The following is a 17,271-nucleotide window of genomic DNA, read 5'->3' as shown; positions in this document are numbered from 1 at the left end:
TTATAGGGGTTAAATATAAGTATTTGCTTTTTAAAATAGCAACTACCATACCATAAATAACGAAATTTCGGCGGAAAGCGTATTTTAAATATAAAAAAATTACCGCATAAAAAAAGGTCCGCTACTAGCGGACCTTTTCTGTATTTTGAAAAAATGTTATTCTTCTGTCTTGTTGTGACGCACTTCAATTTCTTCTCTTTCTTTTCTTGTAACCGTATCACAAAGAACCGGTGTAGCGATAAATAAAGAAGAGTAAGTTCCCACTGTAATACCAACCAACATCGCGAAGATAAATCCACGGATTGACTCACCACCGAAGATAAACATGATTAACAATACCAATAGTAAAGTTAACGATGTATTGATTGTTCTTGATAAGGTTGTATTAATCGATTTGTTTACGATATCGTTAAAGTGTCCTTTTGTATTACCGGCAAGGTATTCACGTACCCTGTCGAATACAATTACGGTATCATTCATCGAGTAACCGATAACCGTTAGGATCGCTGCGATAAAGTGCTGGTCCATTTCCATGTGGAATGGCATGAATTTGTAACATAATGAGTAAATACCCAATACGAAGATAACGTCGTGTGCTACCGCTGCAATCGCTCCTAATGAATACTGCCATTTACGGAATGAGATCATTAAGTACACGAATACAATTGCCATAGATCCCAATACCGCCCAATAGGAGTTGGTTTTGATATCGTCTGATACCGCTGCACTTACTTTTGAAGCCTGTAATACCCCGATTTTCTTACCGTCGAATGTATTTACAAACTTGTCATACGAAATATCATTAGAGTAATAATGTTTTAAAGCATTATATAACTTCTCGTTTACTTCTTTATCTACTTCAGAACTTGTCTCCTGAACTTTGTATTTCGTTGTAATTTTTAACTGATTTGCATCACCAAATACTTTTGCTTCAGCACTTCCGAATACGTCTTCTTTTGATAAAGCGTCAGCAATTTCAGATGGCTCGATAGCTTTTTCGAATTTCACCTGGAAGGTTCTACCTCCAACGAAATCCACACCTTCGTCCAATCCGTTAATTGCAAAAGAGATACAGCTCACTACTACTACTAATCCGGAGAATAAATACGTCCATTTTTTAATTTTCAAGAAATCGAAATGGAAGTTTGTAAACCAGTTTTTCGTAACAGATGTTGAGAATTGTAATTTAGCTCCTCTGCTTACACCCCAGTCTAATAACATTCTGGTAATGAAAATTGATGTAAACAATGAAGTAAAGATACCGATCAATAATGTTGTTGCGAAACCTTTGATTGGTCCTGTTCCGAAGATCAATAGTACCAAACCGGTTAATACGTGTGTTACGTTGGCATCGGTAATCGACGACATTGCACCTCTCCATGTAAATGAGAAACGTACTGCTTCGTCTAACGACTTCCCTAATCGCAATTCTTCTTTTGCTCTTTCATAGATAATGATGTTCGCATCCACCGCAGTACCCATAGTTAATACGATACCCGCGATACCCGGTAAGGTTAATACCGCACCTAAGCTTGCTAAGATTCCGAAAAGGAATAATAAGTTCACTGCTAAAGCGATGTTGGCATACCAACCTGCTTTACCATAATAGAATACCATCCATAGGGATACTAATAATAAACCTACTAATGATGATGTAATACCGTTATCGATAGCTTGTTGTCCTAATGACGGACCTACAACTTCTGATTGTACGATTTCTGCCGATGCCGGTAATTTACCTGCTCTTAAGATGTTCGCTAAGTCTTTTGTTTCCGCTACGTCGAACACTCCTGAAATTTCAGAACGTCCTCCTGCAATTGGTCCTGAAGATACTCCCGGTGCAGAATATACGATGTTATCCAATACGATAGCGATGTTACTTTGTTGCGTATACGCTTTCCCGGTTAACTCTTCCCATTTCTTCGCTCCTGTTGCGTTCATCTGCATGGTTACAGACGGACGTCCCATTTGGTCAAATGATTCTCTTGCATCGGTAATCACCCCTCCACTCATTGGCGGAATGCCTTCTCTATTTGCTTTTAACGCATATAATTCAACTACGTTTGGTGCTTTCGGATTTAATTTACCCCATGCAAAACGTACATAACGCTGTTCTGCCGGTAATAAAGAACGGATATCGTCTCTTTTTAAATACGAATTAACTTTTGCAGTATCTTTTGGATTAAAATAAGCCAATACCGGACTTCCTTGTTGTCCGCCACCTACTACTAAATCCAATAACGGATTGTTTCCTTTTTTTGCTGCAGCCGAATCGGTTGCTTTGTTCGTTAACAATGAGTCAATATCTGTCTTTTTAGCAGCTTCTTTTGTCTCAACTGTTGCTTTTTCTGTTTTCTTTAACGTCTCGTTAGCCGCCAAAAGGAAGTTTCCGATTTCGTCTGTTTTATACGTTTCCCAGAATTCTAACTGCGCTGTACTTTGTAATAATTTTGTAATACGGTCTACATCCTTAGCACCTGGAAGCTCAACTAAGATTCTTCCTGATTCTCCTAATTTCTGGATGTTTGGTTGTGTAACCCCGAATTTGTCGATACGCTCTCTTAATACACGGAAAGCACTTTCTACAGACTCTTCCACTTTTTTTCGTAGCACAGCTTTCACTTGTGCATCGGACATATCGAATTTGATTACATCACTTAAATTTCTGTTTCCATAGATTTCAGGTGATGCCAATTTCGTTGTTCCGTTTGATTCTTTGTCAAAAGCGATAAAGAAAGCGTCCAAATAACTTTGGTTACCTTCTCTGTTTTTGGTTGCTTCTGCAAGCGCTTTATTGAAAACTGGATTTTTAGAATTATTCGCTAGTCCTTTCAACACGTCTTTAACCGAAATCTGAAGAATCACGTTGATTCCTCCTTCTAAGTCAAGACCTTTATTAATTTGTTTAGCGCGTACTTCGTTAAAAGTATGACCTAAAAAAACTTTTTCTTTACCAATAGAGTCCAGATAGAACAACTCTTTTTTAGAGTCTCCGTTCGCAAAGGTTTTCGCCTTTTTCTCGATATTATTGGTAACAAATGTGAAGGATAGCTGGTAAATACTTACCAGTGCAAAAAGTATTGCAAAAAATTTAATGAGTCCTTTATTCTGCATTATTACTAAATATTAATTATTCATTTTTTTCAAAAACGAGCAAATATATAATTTACCAAAAGATTAACCAATTAATTTGCCAATATTATCAAAAAAAAAGACTGCCCTACGCAGCCTTTCTTTATTTCTTCCGTAATGACTATGCCAAAACAGATTTAAGATCGCCATTCATAGCTCTAACCGCATCGGCACTCTTCGCAAAAAGGGCTTTTTCGGCATCGTTTAAGGCGATATCTACAATTTCTTCAATTCCGTTTTTACCGATAATACATGGTACACCGATACAAATATCATTTTGACCGTATTCGCCTTCCAAATAAACCGAACATGGAATCATACGTTTTTGGTCGTTTAAAATACTATCTACAAGGAAAGCAACGGATGCTCCCGGTGCATACCAGGCCGATGTTCCCAACAATCCGGTTAATGTCGCTCCTCCAACCATCGTATCGGCCGCTACTTTATCCAGTACGTCCTGCGCTAAAAAGTTTGAAACCGGGCTTCCGTTATAAGATGCCAATCGCGTTAACGGAATCATAGTGGTATCACCATGCCCTCCAATTACCATCCCCTGAACATCGTTAGACGGTTTATCCAATGCTTTTGACAAATAATATTTAAAACGGGAACTATCCAAAGCACCACCCATACCGATAATTCTGTTTTTCGGCAATCCGGTTGCTTTTAAGGTTAAGTACGTCATTGTGTCCATAGGATTCGACACTACTACTATAATGGTATCCGGAGAATATTTTAATACGTTTTCCGCTACCGATTTTACAATTCCGGCATTGATTCCGATTAATTCCTCACGGGTCATGCCCGGTTTTCTCGGAATACCCGAGGTGATCACCACCACATCGCTTCCGGCTGTTTTGGAATAATCGTTCGTACTTCCTGAAACTCTTGTATTAAATCCTGTTGTTGTTGCGCACTGCATAATGTCCATCGCCTTACCTTCTGCAAATCCTTCTTTGATATCCAACAATACCACTTCGCTTGCAATTCCTCTATAAGAGATAACATCTGCACAAGTTGCTCCTACATTTCCTGCGCCAACTATTGTTACTTTCATAATATTCGTAAAATAAGTATTAAATTAATTTTTGATTTATTGAGTTACCCAATATACAAATTTTATGTACGCAAAATACACGGTTAAAAAAAATCACACTTTTTTAAACTTCCGTCAAATAAAAAAGGATGCCGTTTTCTGACATCCTTTTTCTATTTGTAATTTATGCATCAATTTTAGCGTATGCTGCGTTTTTCTCGATAAACTCTCTACGCGGCGGTACCTCATCCCCCATTAACATGGAAAAAATACGGTCGGCCTCGGCCAGACTATCAATAGAAACCTGGCGTAACGTTCGGAATTCCGGATTCATGGTCGTTTCCCACAACTGTTCCGCGTTCATCTCTCCAAGACCTTTATAACGCTGAATACCGGTTCCGCCACCCATTCTTTCCGAGATCTGATCCCGCTGTGCATCGGTCCACGCATATTCTTTTTTATTTCCTTTTTTCACCATATATAAGGGTGGTGTTGCAATATACACGTATCCGTTTTCGATCAGTTCTTTCATATATCTGAAGAAGAACGTCAGGATAAGCGTTGAAATGTGGCTACCATCCACGTCGGCATCACACATGATCACCACTTTATGATAACGAAGTTTTTCAAGGTTTAAGGCTTTACTATCTTCTGCAGTTCCGATCGTAACACCCAATGCGGTAAAAATATTTCGAATCTCTTCGTTTTCGAATACTTTATGATGCATGGCTTTTTCTACGTTCAGGATTTTACCTCGCAACGGAAGAATCGCCTGAAAGGCACGGTCACGACCTTGTTTGGCCGTTCCACCCGCGGAATCCCCCTCGACAAGGAATACCTCACATTTTGCCGGATCCTGCTCGGAACAATCGGATAATTTTCCTGGTAATCCACCGCCACCCATAACGGTTTTACGCTGTACCATTTCACGGGCTTTTTTAGCCGCATGACGCGCCTGCGCTGCCAAAATTACTTTCTGAACAATTATCTTGGCATCGTTCGGGTTTTCTTCCAGGTAGTTTTCCAACATTTCGGCTACCGCCTGACTTACCGGTGACACTACCTCACGGTTTCCTAACTTTGTTTTGGTTTGTCCCTCGAATTGTGGTTCGGATACTTTTACCGACACAATCGCTGTTAATCCTTCACGGAAGTCATCTCCTGAAATTTCAAACTTCAGTTTTTCCAACAATCCGGAAGCATCCGCATATTTTTTAAGCGTACGGGTCAATCCACTACGGAATCCCTGTAAGTGCGTTCCCCCTTCGTGGGTATTGATATTATTCACATAGGAAAAGATATTTTCGGAATAGCTGCTGTTATAAATTAACGCCACCTCAACCGGCACTTCTCCTTTGTCGCTTTCCATACTGATCACGTGTCCGATAATTGGCTCACGATTTCCATCCAGGAATTTAACAAACTCTTTTAATCCTTCTTTCGAATGGAAGACTTCACCCACAAAGTTTCCTTCTTTATCCGTTTCTCTGCGATCAGTAAGCGTAATTGTAATTCCCTTATTAAGGAATGACAATTCGCGCATACGTGCTGCTAAGGTATCATACGAATATTCCGTTGTTTGTGTAAAGATTGTATTATCCGGTTTAAAGGTTACAATCGTACCTCTTTTTTCGGTTTCACCAATCTGTTTTACCGGGTAAATCGCTTTACCTCTTTCGTATTCCTGTTCGTATACTTTTCCTTCTCTGTGAACCGTTGCACGCAAATGGTCGGATAGTGCATTAACACACGATACCCCAACCCCGTGTAAACCTCCGGATACTTTATAGGAATCTTTATCAAATTTACCTCCCGCACCAATTTTGGTCATTACAACCTCCAATGCGGAAACGCCTTCTTTTTTATGAATATCTACCGGAATACCACGACCGTTATCTTCAACCGTAATGGAATTATCCTCATTAATCGTTACAGATATGGTATCACAATGTCCGGCCAAAGCTTCATCGATCGAGTTATCCACAACCTCATAAACCAAATGGTGAAGTCCACGTGTTCCTACATCTCCAATATACATGGAAGGACGCATTCTAACGTGCTCCATTCCCTCAAGCGCCTGAATACTGTCTGCCGAATAATTGTTTTTCTTAACTTCTTCGCTCATAATTTATATTCTAAAAAATGTATTTTTTCGTCTAACAGGCAAATATATGAAAACACAAAGGATAATACACTAAAAATAACCCGTAATAGGCGTAAGTTATCAACAAAATCTTTTAATTAGTTCGTAATTTTCTTACTTTTTAACATTTCTCATTCCCTATAAAAAAACAAAAAAAGCACCGGTAAATTCCCGGTGCTTTTCAAACAAACAAACTAATCACATATGAAAGATCATAATGTCGCTTTCAGGGTGGCGATACTCGTATCGGCCTTAAGGTGAGCCTTATTGGCTCTTCCGCTTGGATCCTGGTTTTCCTGCCATTTCGGAATCCACTTGCGTACGGTTTTGGCCGCACTGGCTTGTGGGAAATGTTTATGAAAAATGGTTCGGTAGTAATACGCTTCTTTTGTGGTGGGCGTATTGTGCGGAAACACGTCGGCTGCTTTGGCCAACTGTTCATCCGTAACCTGTGCGGTTCCATATTCGATTAACGCATCGATCCAGTTGTAACCAACACCGTCCGAAAATTGCTCTTTTTGGCGCCATAAAACGCTATCCGGCAGATACGGTTTTTCCGGGGTATCAAATGCTTTTCTAAGGATATATTTTTCAACACCGCCATAGGTTGCCGGTTGTTTTTCTTCCGGTCTGATTTTAATCGCCAGGTTTAAAAAGGCTTTGTCCAAAAACGGAACCCGCGCTTCCAATCCGTGTGCCATTGTCGACTTATCCGCACGTAGTAAATCGGCAGTCGCTAATTTCTGTACGCGTTCGATAGTTTCTTTTTGAAAATCGGCTACAGATGGCGCATTTCTAAAATACAGATAGCCTCCAAAAATCTCATCGGCTCCTTCTCCGGACAATACTACTTTTATTCCTTTTTCGGTGATGGCTTTCGACAGGAAATACATCGGCGTACTGGCGCGAATCGAAGTAACATCGTAGGTTTCCAGATGCCAGATCAGCTTATCCAAAATAGCTATTCCTTGCTCGACCGAAAAGTAAATTTCGTGGTGTTCCGTCCCCAGATATTCGGCTACGGCACGAGCCGCAACCACATCGGGTGCCTTACTGTCCAATCCGATCGAAAACGAATGCAGTTTCGGACTTCCGGCTTCTGTCATTAATCGGGACGCAATAGCCGATGTTAACGACGAATCCAATCCGCCGGATAGCAAAACACCAATGGGCACATCGCTCATCAATCGTTTGCGTACCGCTTCGGTAAGCGTTTCACGGATTGCTTTTAAATCGAGCGGTTCTACGGCTTTTGCGGCATCTTCCCATTGCGGTTGGTAGTATTTTACAAATCCTGTTTTGGGTGAGTAATAGTGTCCCGGCGGAAAGGCGGCAAACGACTTACACTGGTCGGCTATGGCTTTCATTTCGGAGGCAAAATAAATCGCTCCATGACCATCAATTCCGTAATACAGTGGTTTTACACCCAACGGATCTCTACCTGCAATAAAATCATCGCCATCAATCACAACAAAGGCAAAGATCCCGTCGAGCATATCACAAAATTCATAGCCGTATTCTTCATATAAATGCACGATTACTTCCGAATCGGATGTCGTGCGAAACGTATGGTTTTTTAGTACGGTATCACGTAGTTTTTTATGGTTATATATTTCGCCATTGTGTACCATCCAGGCCGAATTGGTACCCTGAATTGGTTGTTTTCCGGTTTGTAAATCGACGATCGACAAACGTTCATGGCTTAAAAAATGTCCTTTTTCCGTGATATGCAAATCACTTTCATCCGGACCGCGATGCGACATTCTTTTGGACAATTGTTGTACCAATTCCGCATCGACTCCTTTTCCTATAACTGCTACTATCCCGCACATACTATTTTTGCTTTAAATGGTTATTATTACGTCACAAAATTGCCTATATCAGTTTTAATTAAAAAGCAAAAACTTTATTTTGGTTTAAAATTAAAATCAAAATAAGCAATTCAAAAACAAAATATAACCTAAAGCATCCGATTTGTAGCGTTTGGGTTAAAATCTATAAGTTCCGACCTTATATCAAGGCATTTAAAACAAAAAACCGGACAAGTGCCCGGTTTTATTTAGTTTTTAGAATAGTCGTCCAACAGTTGCTTTTCCCTACTGTTTAGCGACTGTACGCCGTTTTTATTTATTTTTTCCAGTATACGGTCGATCTCCTTTTGTTTTTCGATTTTGGCCGCGTTATACTTTTCATCAAGCGTATAATTTTGTTCTTTAGTATGTGTCGACTTCGGACTCGTGATACGAATCACAGCATATATAAGTCCAGCGACAAAAAGCACTATTGCAACTAACATCATCATGGTTTCTTATTTTACCTGTTTCCCTTTTACAAATGTATTTACCGGTACGACATACGGCACACCGTCGATATCCATCGTCATAATATCCGCATCGAAAATAACAAAATCCGCCCATTTACCCACTTCCAAACTTCCTTTTTCGTTTTCTTCAAAATTAGAATACGCTGCCCAGATGGTCATTCCCTTTAGAGTTTCCTCACGGGTTAATGCATTTTCCGACTGGAATCCGTTTTCCGGATAATTTTTAAGATCTTTTCGTGCTACAGCTGCATAAAACGTATACATCGGGTTTACTTCCTCAATCGGAAAGTCGGTTCCCAACGCGATTAATCCAGCCTTTTGTAACATGGTTTTATAGGCATACGAATACTGTAGTCGTTTTTTACCCAATCGGTCTTCGGCCCAATACATATCCGATGTCGCATGCGTAGGTTGTACCGATGGTATGATTCCCAGCTTAAAGTAATCGAAGTCTTGTTCGCGCATAATCTGAGCGTGTTCGATCTTCCATCTACGATCCGGTTTTCCATCCAAGACCTCTTTGTAAATTTTTAATAATACGGTATTCGTCGAATCGCCTATCGCATGGGAATTCATCTGATACTCGGATTCGGCGATCTGTTTAGCAATTTCCCGAATCGTTGGAATTGGCGACAACAAGGCTCCGAATTGTTTTGGCTTATCGGAATACACCTGATGCAAACAGGCACCACGCGACCCCAAAGCACCGTCACCCATAAATTTAAAAGAGCGGACGTTTAATTTGTCGGTTTTATAAATTCCCAATTGCGTATAATGATCCACATTTTCGCGGGTAGCCATAACCATCGCATAAATGTTGATATCCAGTTTATTTTCCTGTTGCAGACTATCGATAAGATCAATAACATCGCGTTCCAAACCGGCTTCGTTGATCGTCGTCAGTCCGTAGTGAAACATTTCTTTTTGCGCCTCCTGTAAGGCCGCAATTTGCGTCTGACGCGTCGGTTTTGGAATAATAGCCGATACCAATTCCATTGGATTATCGACCAAAATACCGGTTAACTTTCCATCTTTGACTTCAATCTGTCCGCCTGATGTTTTGGTTTTGGTTGTAATTCCAGCCAGTTCCAAGGCTTTTGTGTTGACCAACATCGCATGTCCATCGATACGGGTTAGCACCACCGGAATAGTTGGAAAGTACTGATCCAACAGCTCTTTTGTTGGAAATTCTTTTTCCTTCCAATCGTTCTGATCCCATCCGCGGCCTACGATAAACGTATGATTTTTGACTTTTTGGAACGCCTGAATTCTTTCGATCACTTCCTGAAAACTCTTGGTACCTCTAAGATTTACCGCCTGCATATTCATGCCCAGTCCGTAAAAATGGGCGTGTGCATCGTAGAATCCGGGATATATATATTTACCCTTGGCGATCAGCGTTTTTTTAGCGGAAAACTTTTTCAGCATGTCCGCTTTACTTCCAATCCCGATAATTTTTCCGTCTTTAACCGCTAAGGCTTCCGCGGTTTGAAACGTTTTATTAACCGTATAGATTTTCGCATCGGAAACAATCAAATCGGCTTCCTGTTTTTTCTGAGCATTTATCAAGGCCGAAATAAGACAACATGCGGCCAGAAGTATATTTTTTACTTTCATTTTTGGTAGGTCTAATCGATAGTTTCGATCATATATTTTGAACTGTTGATTTCGAAGGTTTCCCCTATTCCGCCACCCATTAATTTTACTCCTAAGGGCGATTGAGGCGAAAGTGCGATTACATTGACACCGTCGATAGCGATTTTAGGCAAAGCGGCACTCATAAACAAATACATCCCATTGGTTTTGATCACGCTTCCTACGGCAATTTTTGAGGTTGTTGCTGCGGCATCGATCTTTTCCAATATGGCTTTCATCTGAAGCGCTTCCTGTAACTTGGCACTTAATTTTTCCTGTTCCAAATGCATCATCGACAGCGCGGTTTCATGCTTATCGCCAGCCGATCCTTTTGCATCGTTTTGCGCATCTTCTGCCAATCCGGAAATCATATCTCTGAAAACATCAATTTTGTCTTGTAATAAAACGAGATGATGTTGTACAATTTTTTGCTTAAATGTCATTTCTCTTCCTGTAATGATTTACAAAGAAACAAAATAAAAGCCTGCAAAAACAGTTGCTTTGCAGGCTTTCCCTTTTTATTTGAACACTTTAATTAAAAGTCGAATTTATAACTGGCTCCAATCAGGAACTGGAATCCCTGTACCGGATAATTCAGCCAGCGTTGGTAGTTCTGACTTGCCAGGTTGTTGGCTTTCAGATAGGCTGTAAGGCGTTCGTTGTGTTTGTAACCCACATGCGCATTCAGATCAAAATAACTGTCTAAGGTTACGGTTTTAAACAACGGTTCGGTTAACGAAACATCGGTATACATAAACTGATCTTTACGATCGCCTACAAAGAAGATATTTGTTCCGGCATACCATTTTTCGGTGATGTTAAAGTCGAAATCGGCGCCAATTTTTACCGTTGGCATATTCCAGGCCTGTTCCAGATCGGTTGTAAAGCTATTAAACGTACCGTTAATTCCGAAGCTTACATTTTTAGAGAAGTCCATTTTTAATTCTCCAAAAAAGCTGATCGTTTTTAACTTGTCGTACACCACACCAAACGAGTTTCCGTAAACATAACCTTCGGTATTAGTATTGGCCGTATCGTATATATTGCTTTTAAAGAACGCTTTATCGTCGTCACTTTTGTACGATCCTCTAACGTTATAGGCTACGTTATTCGCCAGCTTTCCTTTTAATCCTACATAGATATCGTATTGTTCACTGGTTGGTGCGATCACTAAATTAGGTGCTACAAACTGGTTTTCGCCAACAAAATCGGCATAGGTATTTTGTTTTAATCCACCTTCGGCACCGGCATAAGCAATCATCACATCGCCCACCACTTTATAGGATGCTTTTACATTTGGATATACGTAGAATTTCCCCTCACTTTCGTTATTCAATTTCCCCATGTTGTAAAAAAGTCCCGCTCCAAGCTGAACCGAAAGATCCCCTTCTTTTAATAAAACACTCGGTTGCACTCCAAAATTCAGGTAACTGTATTTCATTTCGCTATCCGGCAGATTGTAGTAATCTTTTTCAAAATTCCCACCCAGATAATCGACTACGAAATCGGTTTTAAATTTATTGTCTTTGAATTCGAAATCGATCGAAGGCTTGATAAAGAAACGGTTTTCAGCACTTCCTTTCGCATCCCAAAAACGTTTGAATTGTAATGTGGCTTCGTTAAAATAACTGTCTTTCATTCCCAATCGCCCGCCTAATTTTAAGGTCTGATAGGTTTGCTGCGGATTGATCGCCGCCAACATATTCGGATCGTCAAAGGTCAGGTAATCGGTTGGTAATCCGTACCAATTGTACAATTGATGTTGGTATCCTAAATCGACATTCCAGTCGAAATCACGTTGTTTACTTCCATAGGTCAGGTCTACCGAAGTGTTATAATATTTATCGTCCAATAACACGTCTTTTATACCACCCTGCGATGACATATGGCGGAACATTCCGGCTACATATTCGTTATTGCTTAGGTTTTTGGTTACAAACAATTCGCCGTTTATCGCGGCATAATTTCCAAATCCCAAGGTAGCATAATTGTTATACAATTTTTCCTTTTGGGCTTTGTCTACTCCGGCGGCTTTTCCTTTGGATGGCGTGAAAGTCGACGCTACCGGAAAGGAGAAAATATTGTATTGTATTTCTTTTTTCTGCGTATTGTCTTCGTCGTCTATCGTTGGCGTTTCTTTTACTTTAAAAGCATCGGAAATGGTTGGCGTATACGGTTTTACTACGTTTACTACTTCTGTTCCCAGATTTTCGTCTTTCTTTTGTGCAAAAAGCGTCTGACTTCCTGCTAAAAGTAGTACGAATGCGATTTTATATTGAATGGTCTTTGTCATATGTTGTATTTATTAGTAAGAAAAAGTACGCTCCTTTTAATTGGTTATTGAGGAATTGCGTTTGGCTTCTTCCGATTTAATAAAGTCTAATTCTTTTTTGGCTTCTTCTACCACATCCTGATACGTACTAAAGTTTTTGATTACGCTTTCCAGAATATAGGTCGCCTGGAAACTGTCTTTTAAGCCGTAAAAGTTTTTCGCCATGATCACCAAACCTTTGGCTCCGAAATACTTGTATCCGGAATAATCTTTAGCCAGTTTCTGAACGGCGGTATTCGATGCTTCAAATTTACCATCCTTGTTTTTAAAGTACGCATCGTAGTATAACGCCTCAGCCGCCAGCTCTCCTTTGGCTATGGTGAGTAGTTTTGCGTAGGCCGTTTTGGCTTTTACCTCATCATTCGATTTAATAGCCGAACGCGCTACAATAATCTGTGCATCACTTTTAATACGGTCTTCAATTTTAGTATTTGCCAGTACTTTATCGGCATAAACCACCGCATTCGGATAATCTTTCTGTTCGTAATACGATTTCATCAGATTGGATTGCGCGAAGGTTACGTTTTGCGGGAAATCGGCTTCTGTTTCCAATCGTTTTAAAACCGGAATCGCTTTGGCATAATCGTTTTTCTTCAGATGAATTTCCGATAAACGCGCCAATGACTGTTCGGTAAATTCATTTCGGGATTTTCCGATCACGAATTCGTAATTCGGAATGGCATTATTTCCAAGACCTTCGGCAAAATAGGCCTGCGCCAGATAGAAATTGGCTTTTAAAGCCGAAATTCCATTCGGGAAGTTCGCCAAGTAGCCTGTAAATCCGGAAATCGCCGGTTTTAAATTGTTTTGCAGGTATTGTTTTTCGGCAGCTTCGTAGGTAGTTTTGTCCAGATCGGCATCCGTAACTTCTACAAAATCCAGGGTTCTTACCCAACTTGCGTATTCGTCTACTTTTCCGAGATCGACATAAATCAGACGTGCCGTCGAAACCGCTTCCATCGCCTCCTGACTTCTCGGATAATCGGCGACTACTTTTTTCAGTTTAGTTAACGCCTGTTGGTCTTTTTCCGCATTATAGTAAATCAACCCTTGTCTTAAAATGGCTTTTGCCGCATACGAACTGTCTTTATAATCCGTAATCAGTCGGTCGTAGGCCTGTAAAGCTTTTTCGGTATTGTTTAACGTCACATAGGTATTCCCCATTTCATATAAAGCATCATCCGCATATTTTGATTTCGGATAGGCTTTTAGGAATCCGTTTAACTCCTCTACTTTTTTATCGTTTCGGGATACAAATCCATAGGAAATCGCTTTTTGGAAGTAGGCGTAATCCGCATCGACACTTTTTAGCTCGATCGCTTTATTATAAGCTTCCATCGCCGGCCAGTATTTGGTAGTCACGAAATAACTGTCGGCCATTCGCAAATAGGCATCGTTAAGACGTACTTTGTCGTCTTTTGCACTATTGATATACTCCTGAAAATATTTTGCCGCCTGTTCGTATTCTTTTTGTTTAAAATAGGTATACGCCAGGTCGTAATTGGCATTTTTATATTCGGGCGTGTTTTTCGCTTCCGCGCTACCCAAAAATTGTTTAAAGCTGATCAATGCATCATTGAATTGCCCTAACACATACTCGGTTTCGGCTTTCCAGAACGTAGCACGCGTGGTAAACTTCGCATCGCGCTGTTCGGCAATCGATTTTTTAAACAAAGCCAATGCCTCGTTATAATTCCCGTCGGTATACAATTCCAGTCCGCGGTAAAACGTAACCTTTTGATAGGCCAGTTTGTTTTCCGGTGTTTTGCTTTTTTCCAGCAATACCAAGGCTTCTTTGTAATTTTTTGACGTGATATACGAGTTGATCAACAATGATTCAATCTCGGCTTTATAAGCGGTGTTCGGATATTTGTTCAGATAGCCCATCAAAACTTCCGGTACACTTTGGTATGGGTTTCCGATTTCGTAGCTCAGTTTGGCATAATTCAGGTAAGCATCTTCCTGGATTTTGGCGTCAAAATCCATTTCAGAGGCATTTTTGAATGCATTTAAAGCCTGCTGTTTTTTATCGGTTTTCAGATAACTTTCCGCCAAATGATAATAGGCATTCTGCGCTACCGCATCCTGTCCGTTGATAATTTTATTGAACTGAGCGATTGCATTTTCATAATCGCCGGCTTTATAATAGGCATAACCCAACTGGTAAAAATCGGTGTTGTTCCATTTGCCTTTTTTGCCTTTGTATTCCAATAAATACGGTAAGGCTTTGTCGTATTGTTTCAGGTTAAAATAGCTTTCCCCGATAATTTTGGACAATTCGGATTTTTCGTTGGCATCGGATTTGGACAATTGCGGAACTCCCACGTCGATTGCTTTTTGGAAGCTCCCCAGTTTAAAGTTCATATCCGCCTGGAAATAGGACATTTTTTCTTTGTATTTGTCCTTATCCGCTACCTGATCAAAAAACTGCGTAGCGTCTTTGTAGTTATCGGTTTCATAGGCCATATAACCCAGATAGTATTTGGCCTGCGAGCCGTATTCTTTGGAATTAACGACTTTATTAAAATATTTTTCGGCTTCTTTTTTATTTTTTGCGGTAAAGTAACAATAGCCTTTTTGGAAATTATAGCGTTCCTTATCGCTTAAGGTCATGGCATTTTCATCGACTTTATCGAACCATTTCAGCGCCTGAACGTAGTTTCCCTGTTCAAAGTAATAATGCGCCACTTCGATATAGGCCTGATTTTGCTTCGTACTGGTCGGGTAATTTTCGACAAAATTTTCCATCATCTGATCGGCTCCCGATTGCTCCAGGCGAATCGCACAATTGGCACTGTAATAGGCACAATCGGCTTTTACTTCCGAACTGTTGTTGGCGCTTTTCACCTTATCAAAAAGGATTTGAGCCGCCTGGTATTGTTTGTCTTTGTAAAGCGACAACGCTTTTTGGTAGTCCACTAAATCGTGCGTATAGATGTTCGATTGTTGTGCCGCGAGGTTCATCGCACCCAGCGTTAGGGAAATAAATAATAGCCTATCTAATTTTCGCATTGTTCCTTTTTTTAAAAACCAAATATATCAAAATATACTGGTATTAACGTTTGTCCGGTTTTGTTTATTGCAGGAGCTCCCTCAAAAACCAAACCAAATAATTTCTTACGGAAATAATTTGTCGTAAATTTCGTTTTTAATTTTGTAGGACTCCCTTAACTTCTTATTTTTACCAAAATAAAACATACAGACTTATGTCACAAACTATTCTCTCCCTTACCGATGTAACCATTTACCAGGAAAATAATGCTGTTTTAACCCATGTGAACCTTGAGGTTAAAAACGGTGATTTTATCTATATTATTGGAAAAACGGGTTCCGGAAAAAGTAGTTTTATGAAGACATTGTATGCCGATTTACCGCTAACGGAAGGCGAAGGTACCATAGTCGATTATGATTTAAAGGCGCTTAAAGAAAAGGAAATCCCGTATCTGAGACGTAAACTGGGTATTGTTTTCCAGGATTTTAAATTGCTTCCGGATCGCAATGTTCACGACAATCTGGAGTTTGTTTTAAAAGCAACCGGATGGGCCGAAAAAGAAGAAATGCAGGTACAGATTGAGGAAGTACTGGACAAAGTGGGCATGCGTAATTTTGTAAATAAAATGCCGCATCAGCTTTCGGGCGGTGAACAACAGCGTATCGCGATTGCACGGGCTTTATTAAACGATCCGGAGTTGATCTTAGCCGATGAACCAACCGGAAATCTGGATCCGCAAACCAGTGTGGAAGTTATGGAGGTTTTGAAAAAAATCAATCAAAACGGAAAAACCATTTTAATGGCTACGCATGATTATGCGCTGTTAATGAAATATCCATCCAAAACACTAAAATGTGAAGATAAAACGTTGTTTGAAGTAGTACAACGAACAGTATAAACACCAACAATTGCAAAATATAAGATCAGTGCCCTTTTTATCAAAAGGGCATTTTTTTTGCATAAAATCGCAAACAACCAGGACAATACGAGCCACTACTATCTCATTTTATTCAAATTGTATTCCAAAAATAAAAAAACACTTCAACTTTAGATCGCGGTTTAACCATTAATCCGTTTTTATCGCTTCCCCTCTTTAATTCCGTGCAAAATGACTATCAATAATGAGGGCTATTTCTTAAAATGCATTAAAAGCAAACCGGTACTTTTATTAGTATTATCGGGTGTATTAATTCGTCTTGTCATCTTCTATCTGTACCGGCATGTTACGCTATTTCCGGATTCTGAAGGTTACATTGCCTTAGGGAATCAACTCGCCACTTTTGATTTGTCCGGATACAATGGCCAACGAAGCCCCGGTTATCCGTTGTTATTATTGCTATCCGGAAATAATTTATCGGTAACCCTTTTACTGCAATTTACACTTGGTATCTGTACAACTGTTCTGATTTACAAGAGTATGTTACTATTGCGATTTACTACTGTGGTCGCTTTTTTTACCGCGCTAATTTTAAACAATTGGCTGCATGTTATTTTTTACGAAACAGCCATACTTACCGAATCGCTGACGCTTTTTATGATCTCACTTATTATCACGCTGTATCTGAAATGCTTTTTTTATGGTAATTATTCCTTTAAAAAAATGTTTATACTTAGCTTGGCGTTTGGTTTTTTAGTCTTGATCAAACCTTTTTATTTTTTCCTTCCTTTTATTTTTTAT

At 39.8% G+C, this 17,271-nt stretch carries 11 protein-coding genes; 2 read left to right on the top strand and 9 right to left on the bottom strand.

The window, feature by feature from the left end:
* Positions 1–156: 156 nt before the first annotated feature.
* The 9 genes from secDF to Q1R07_RS05940 all read right to left on the bottom strand — a co-directional run bounded on the left by secDF (position 157) and on the right by Q1R07_RS05940 (position 15,613).
* The gene (gene secDF / locus Q1R07_RS05980) at positions 157–3,114 is read right to left on the bottom strand and encodes a protein translocase subunit SecDF (protein WP_300487230.1); all 2,958 of its coding nucleotides are present in this window, start codon (positions 3,112–3,114) and stop codon (positions 157–159) included.
* Between the two features lie 139 nt (positions 3,115–3,253).
* A complete protein-coding gene (mdh, locus tag Q1R07_RS05975) occupies positions 3,254–4,189 on the bottom strand; it encodes a malate dehydrogenase (RefSeq protein WP_300487227.1) in 936 nt (311 codons plus the stop codon).
* 163 nt (positions 4,190–4,352) lie between these two features.
* On the bottom strand, positions 4,353–6,293 hold the full coding sequence (gyrB, locus tag Q1R07_RS05970; protein WP_300487224.1) for a DNA topoisomerase (ATP-hydrolyzing) subunit B: 1,941 nt from the start codon (positions 6,291–6,293) through the stop codon (positions 4,353–4,355).
* A 230-nt stretch (positions 6,294–6,523) separates the two neighbouring features.
* The gene (asnB, locus tag Q1R07_RS05965) at positions 6,524–8,143 is read right to left on the bottom strand and encodes an asparagine synthase B (RefSeq protein ID WP_300487221.1); all 1,620 of its coding nucleotides are present in this window, start codon (positions 8,141–8,143) and stop codon (positions 6,524–6,526) included.
* A 227-nt stretch (positions 8,144–8,370) separates the two neighbouring features.
* Positions 8,371–8,613: a DUF6576 domain-containing protein gene (locus Q1R07_RS05960; RefSeq protein WP_300487217.1), complete on the bottom strand. Its 243-nt coding sequence runs from the start codon at positions 8,611–8,613 to the stop codon at positions 8,371–8,373.
* Between the two features lie 6 nt (positions 8,614–8,619).
* Positions 8,620–10,251 (bottom strand): amidohydrolase, encoded by a 1,632-nt coding sequence (locus Q1R07_RS05955; protein ID WP_300487214.1) that lies wholly within the window; start codon positions 10,249–10,251, stop codon positions 8,620–8,622.
* A gap of 11 nt (positions 10,252–10,262) precedes the next feature.
* Positions 10,263–10,712: a hypothetical protein gene (locus Q1R07_RS05950; RefSeq protein WP_300487211.1), complete on the bottom strand. Its 450-nt coding sequence runs from the start codon at positions 10,710–10,712 to the stop codon at positions 10,263–10,265.
* A 92-nt stretch (positions 10,713–10,804) separates the two neighbouring features.
* Complete coding sequence (locus Q1R07_RS05945; protein WP_300487208.1) at positions 10,805–12,562, bottom strand: TonB-dependent receptor; 1,758 nt, start codon at positions 12,560–12,562, stop codon at positions 10,805–10,807.
* A gap of 36 nt (positions 12,563–12,598) precedes the next feature.
* Positions 12,599–15,613 carry a tetratricopeptide repeat protein gene (locus Q1R07_RS05940; RefSeq protein WP_300487205.1) on the bottom strand — a complete coding sequence of 1,005 codons (3,015 nt, stop codon included), beginning with the start codon at positions 15,611–15,613 and terminating at the stop codon, positions 12,599–12,601.
* A 194-nt stretch (positions 15,614–15,807) separates the two neighbouring features.
* Here Q1R07_RS05940 and Q1R07_RS05935 point away from each other — a divergent pair, with 194 nt between their 5' ends.
* Both Q1R07_RS05935 and Q1R07_RS05930 read left to right on the top strand, forming a co-directional pair.
* Positions 15,808–16,491, top strand: a complete 684-nt coding sequence (locus Q1R07_RS05935) for an ATP-binding cassette domain-containing protein (RefSeq protein ID WP_300487202.1) — start codon at positions 15,808–15,810, stop codon at positions 16,489–16,491.
* 210 nt (positions 16,492–16,701) lie between these two features.
* Positions 16,702–17,271, top strand: a 570-nt coding sequence (locus tag Q1R07_RS05930) for a hypothetical protein (protein WP_300487199.1), incomplete at its 3' end; no start/stop codon positions are given.

The organism is Flavobacterium sp. (assembly GCF_030146175.1).
GTDB lineage: Bacteria > Bacteroidota > Bacteroidia > Flavobacteriales > Flavobacteriaceae > Flavobacterium.
This window is presented reverse-complemented; position numbering and strand designations above follow the sequence as displayed.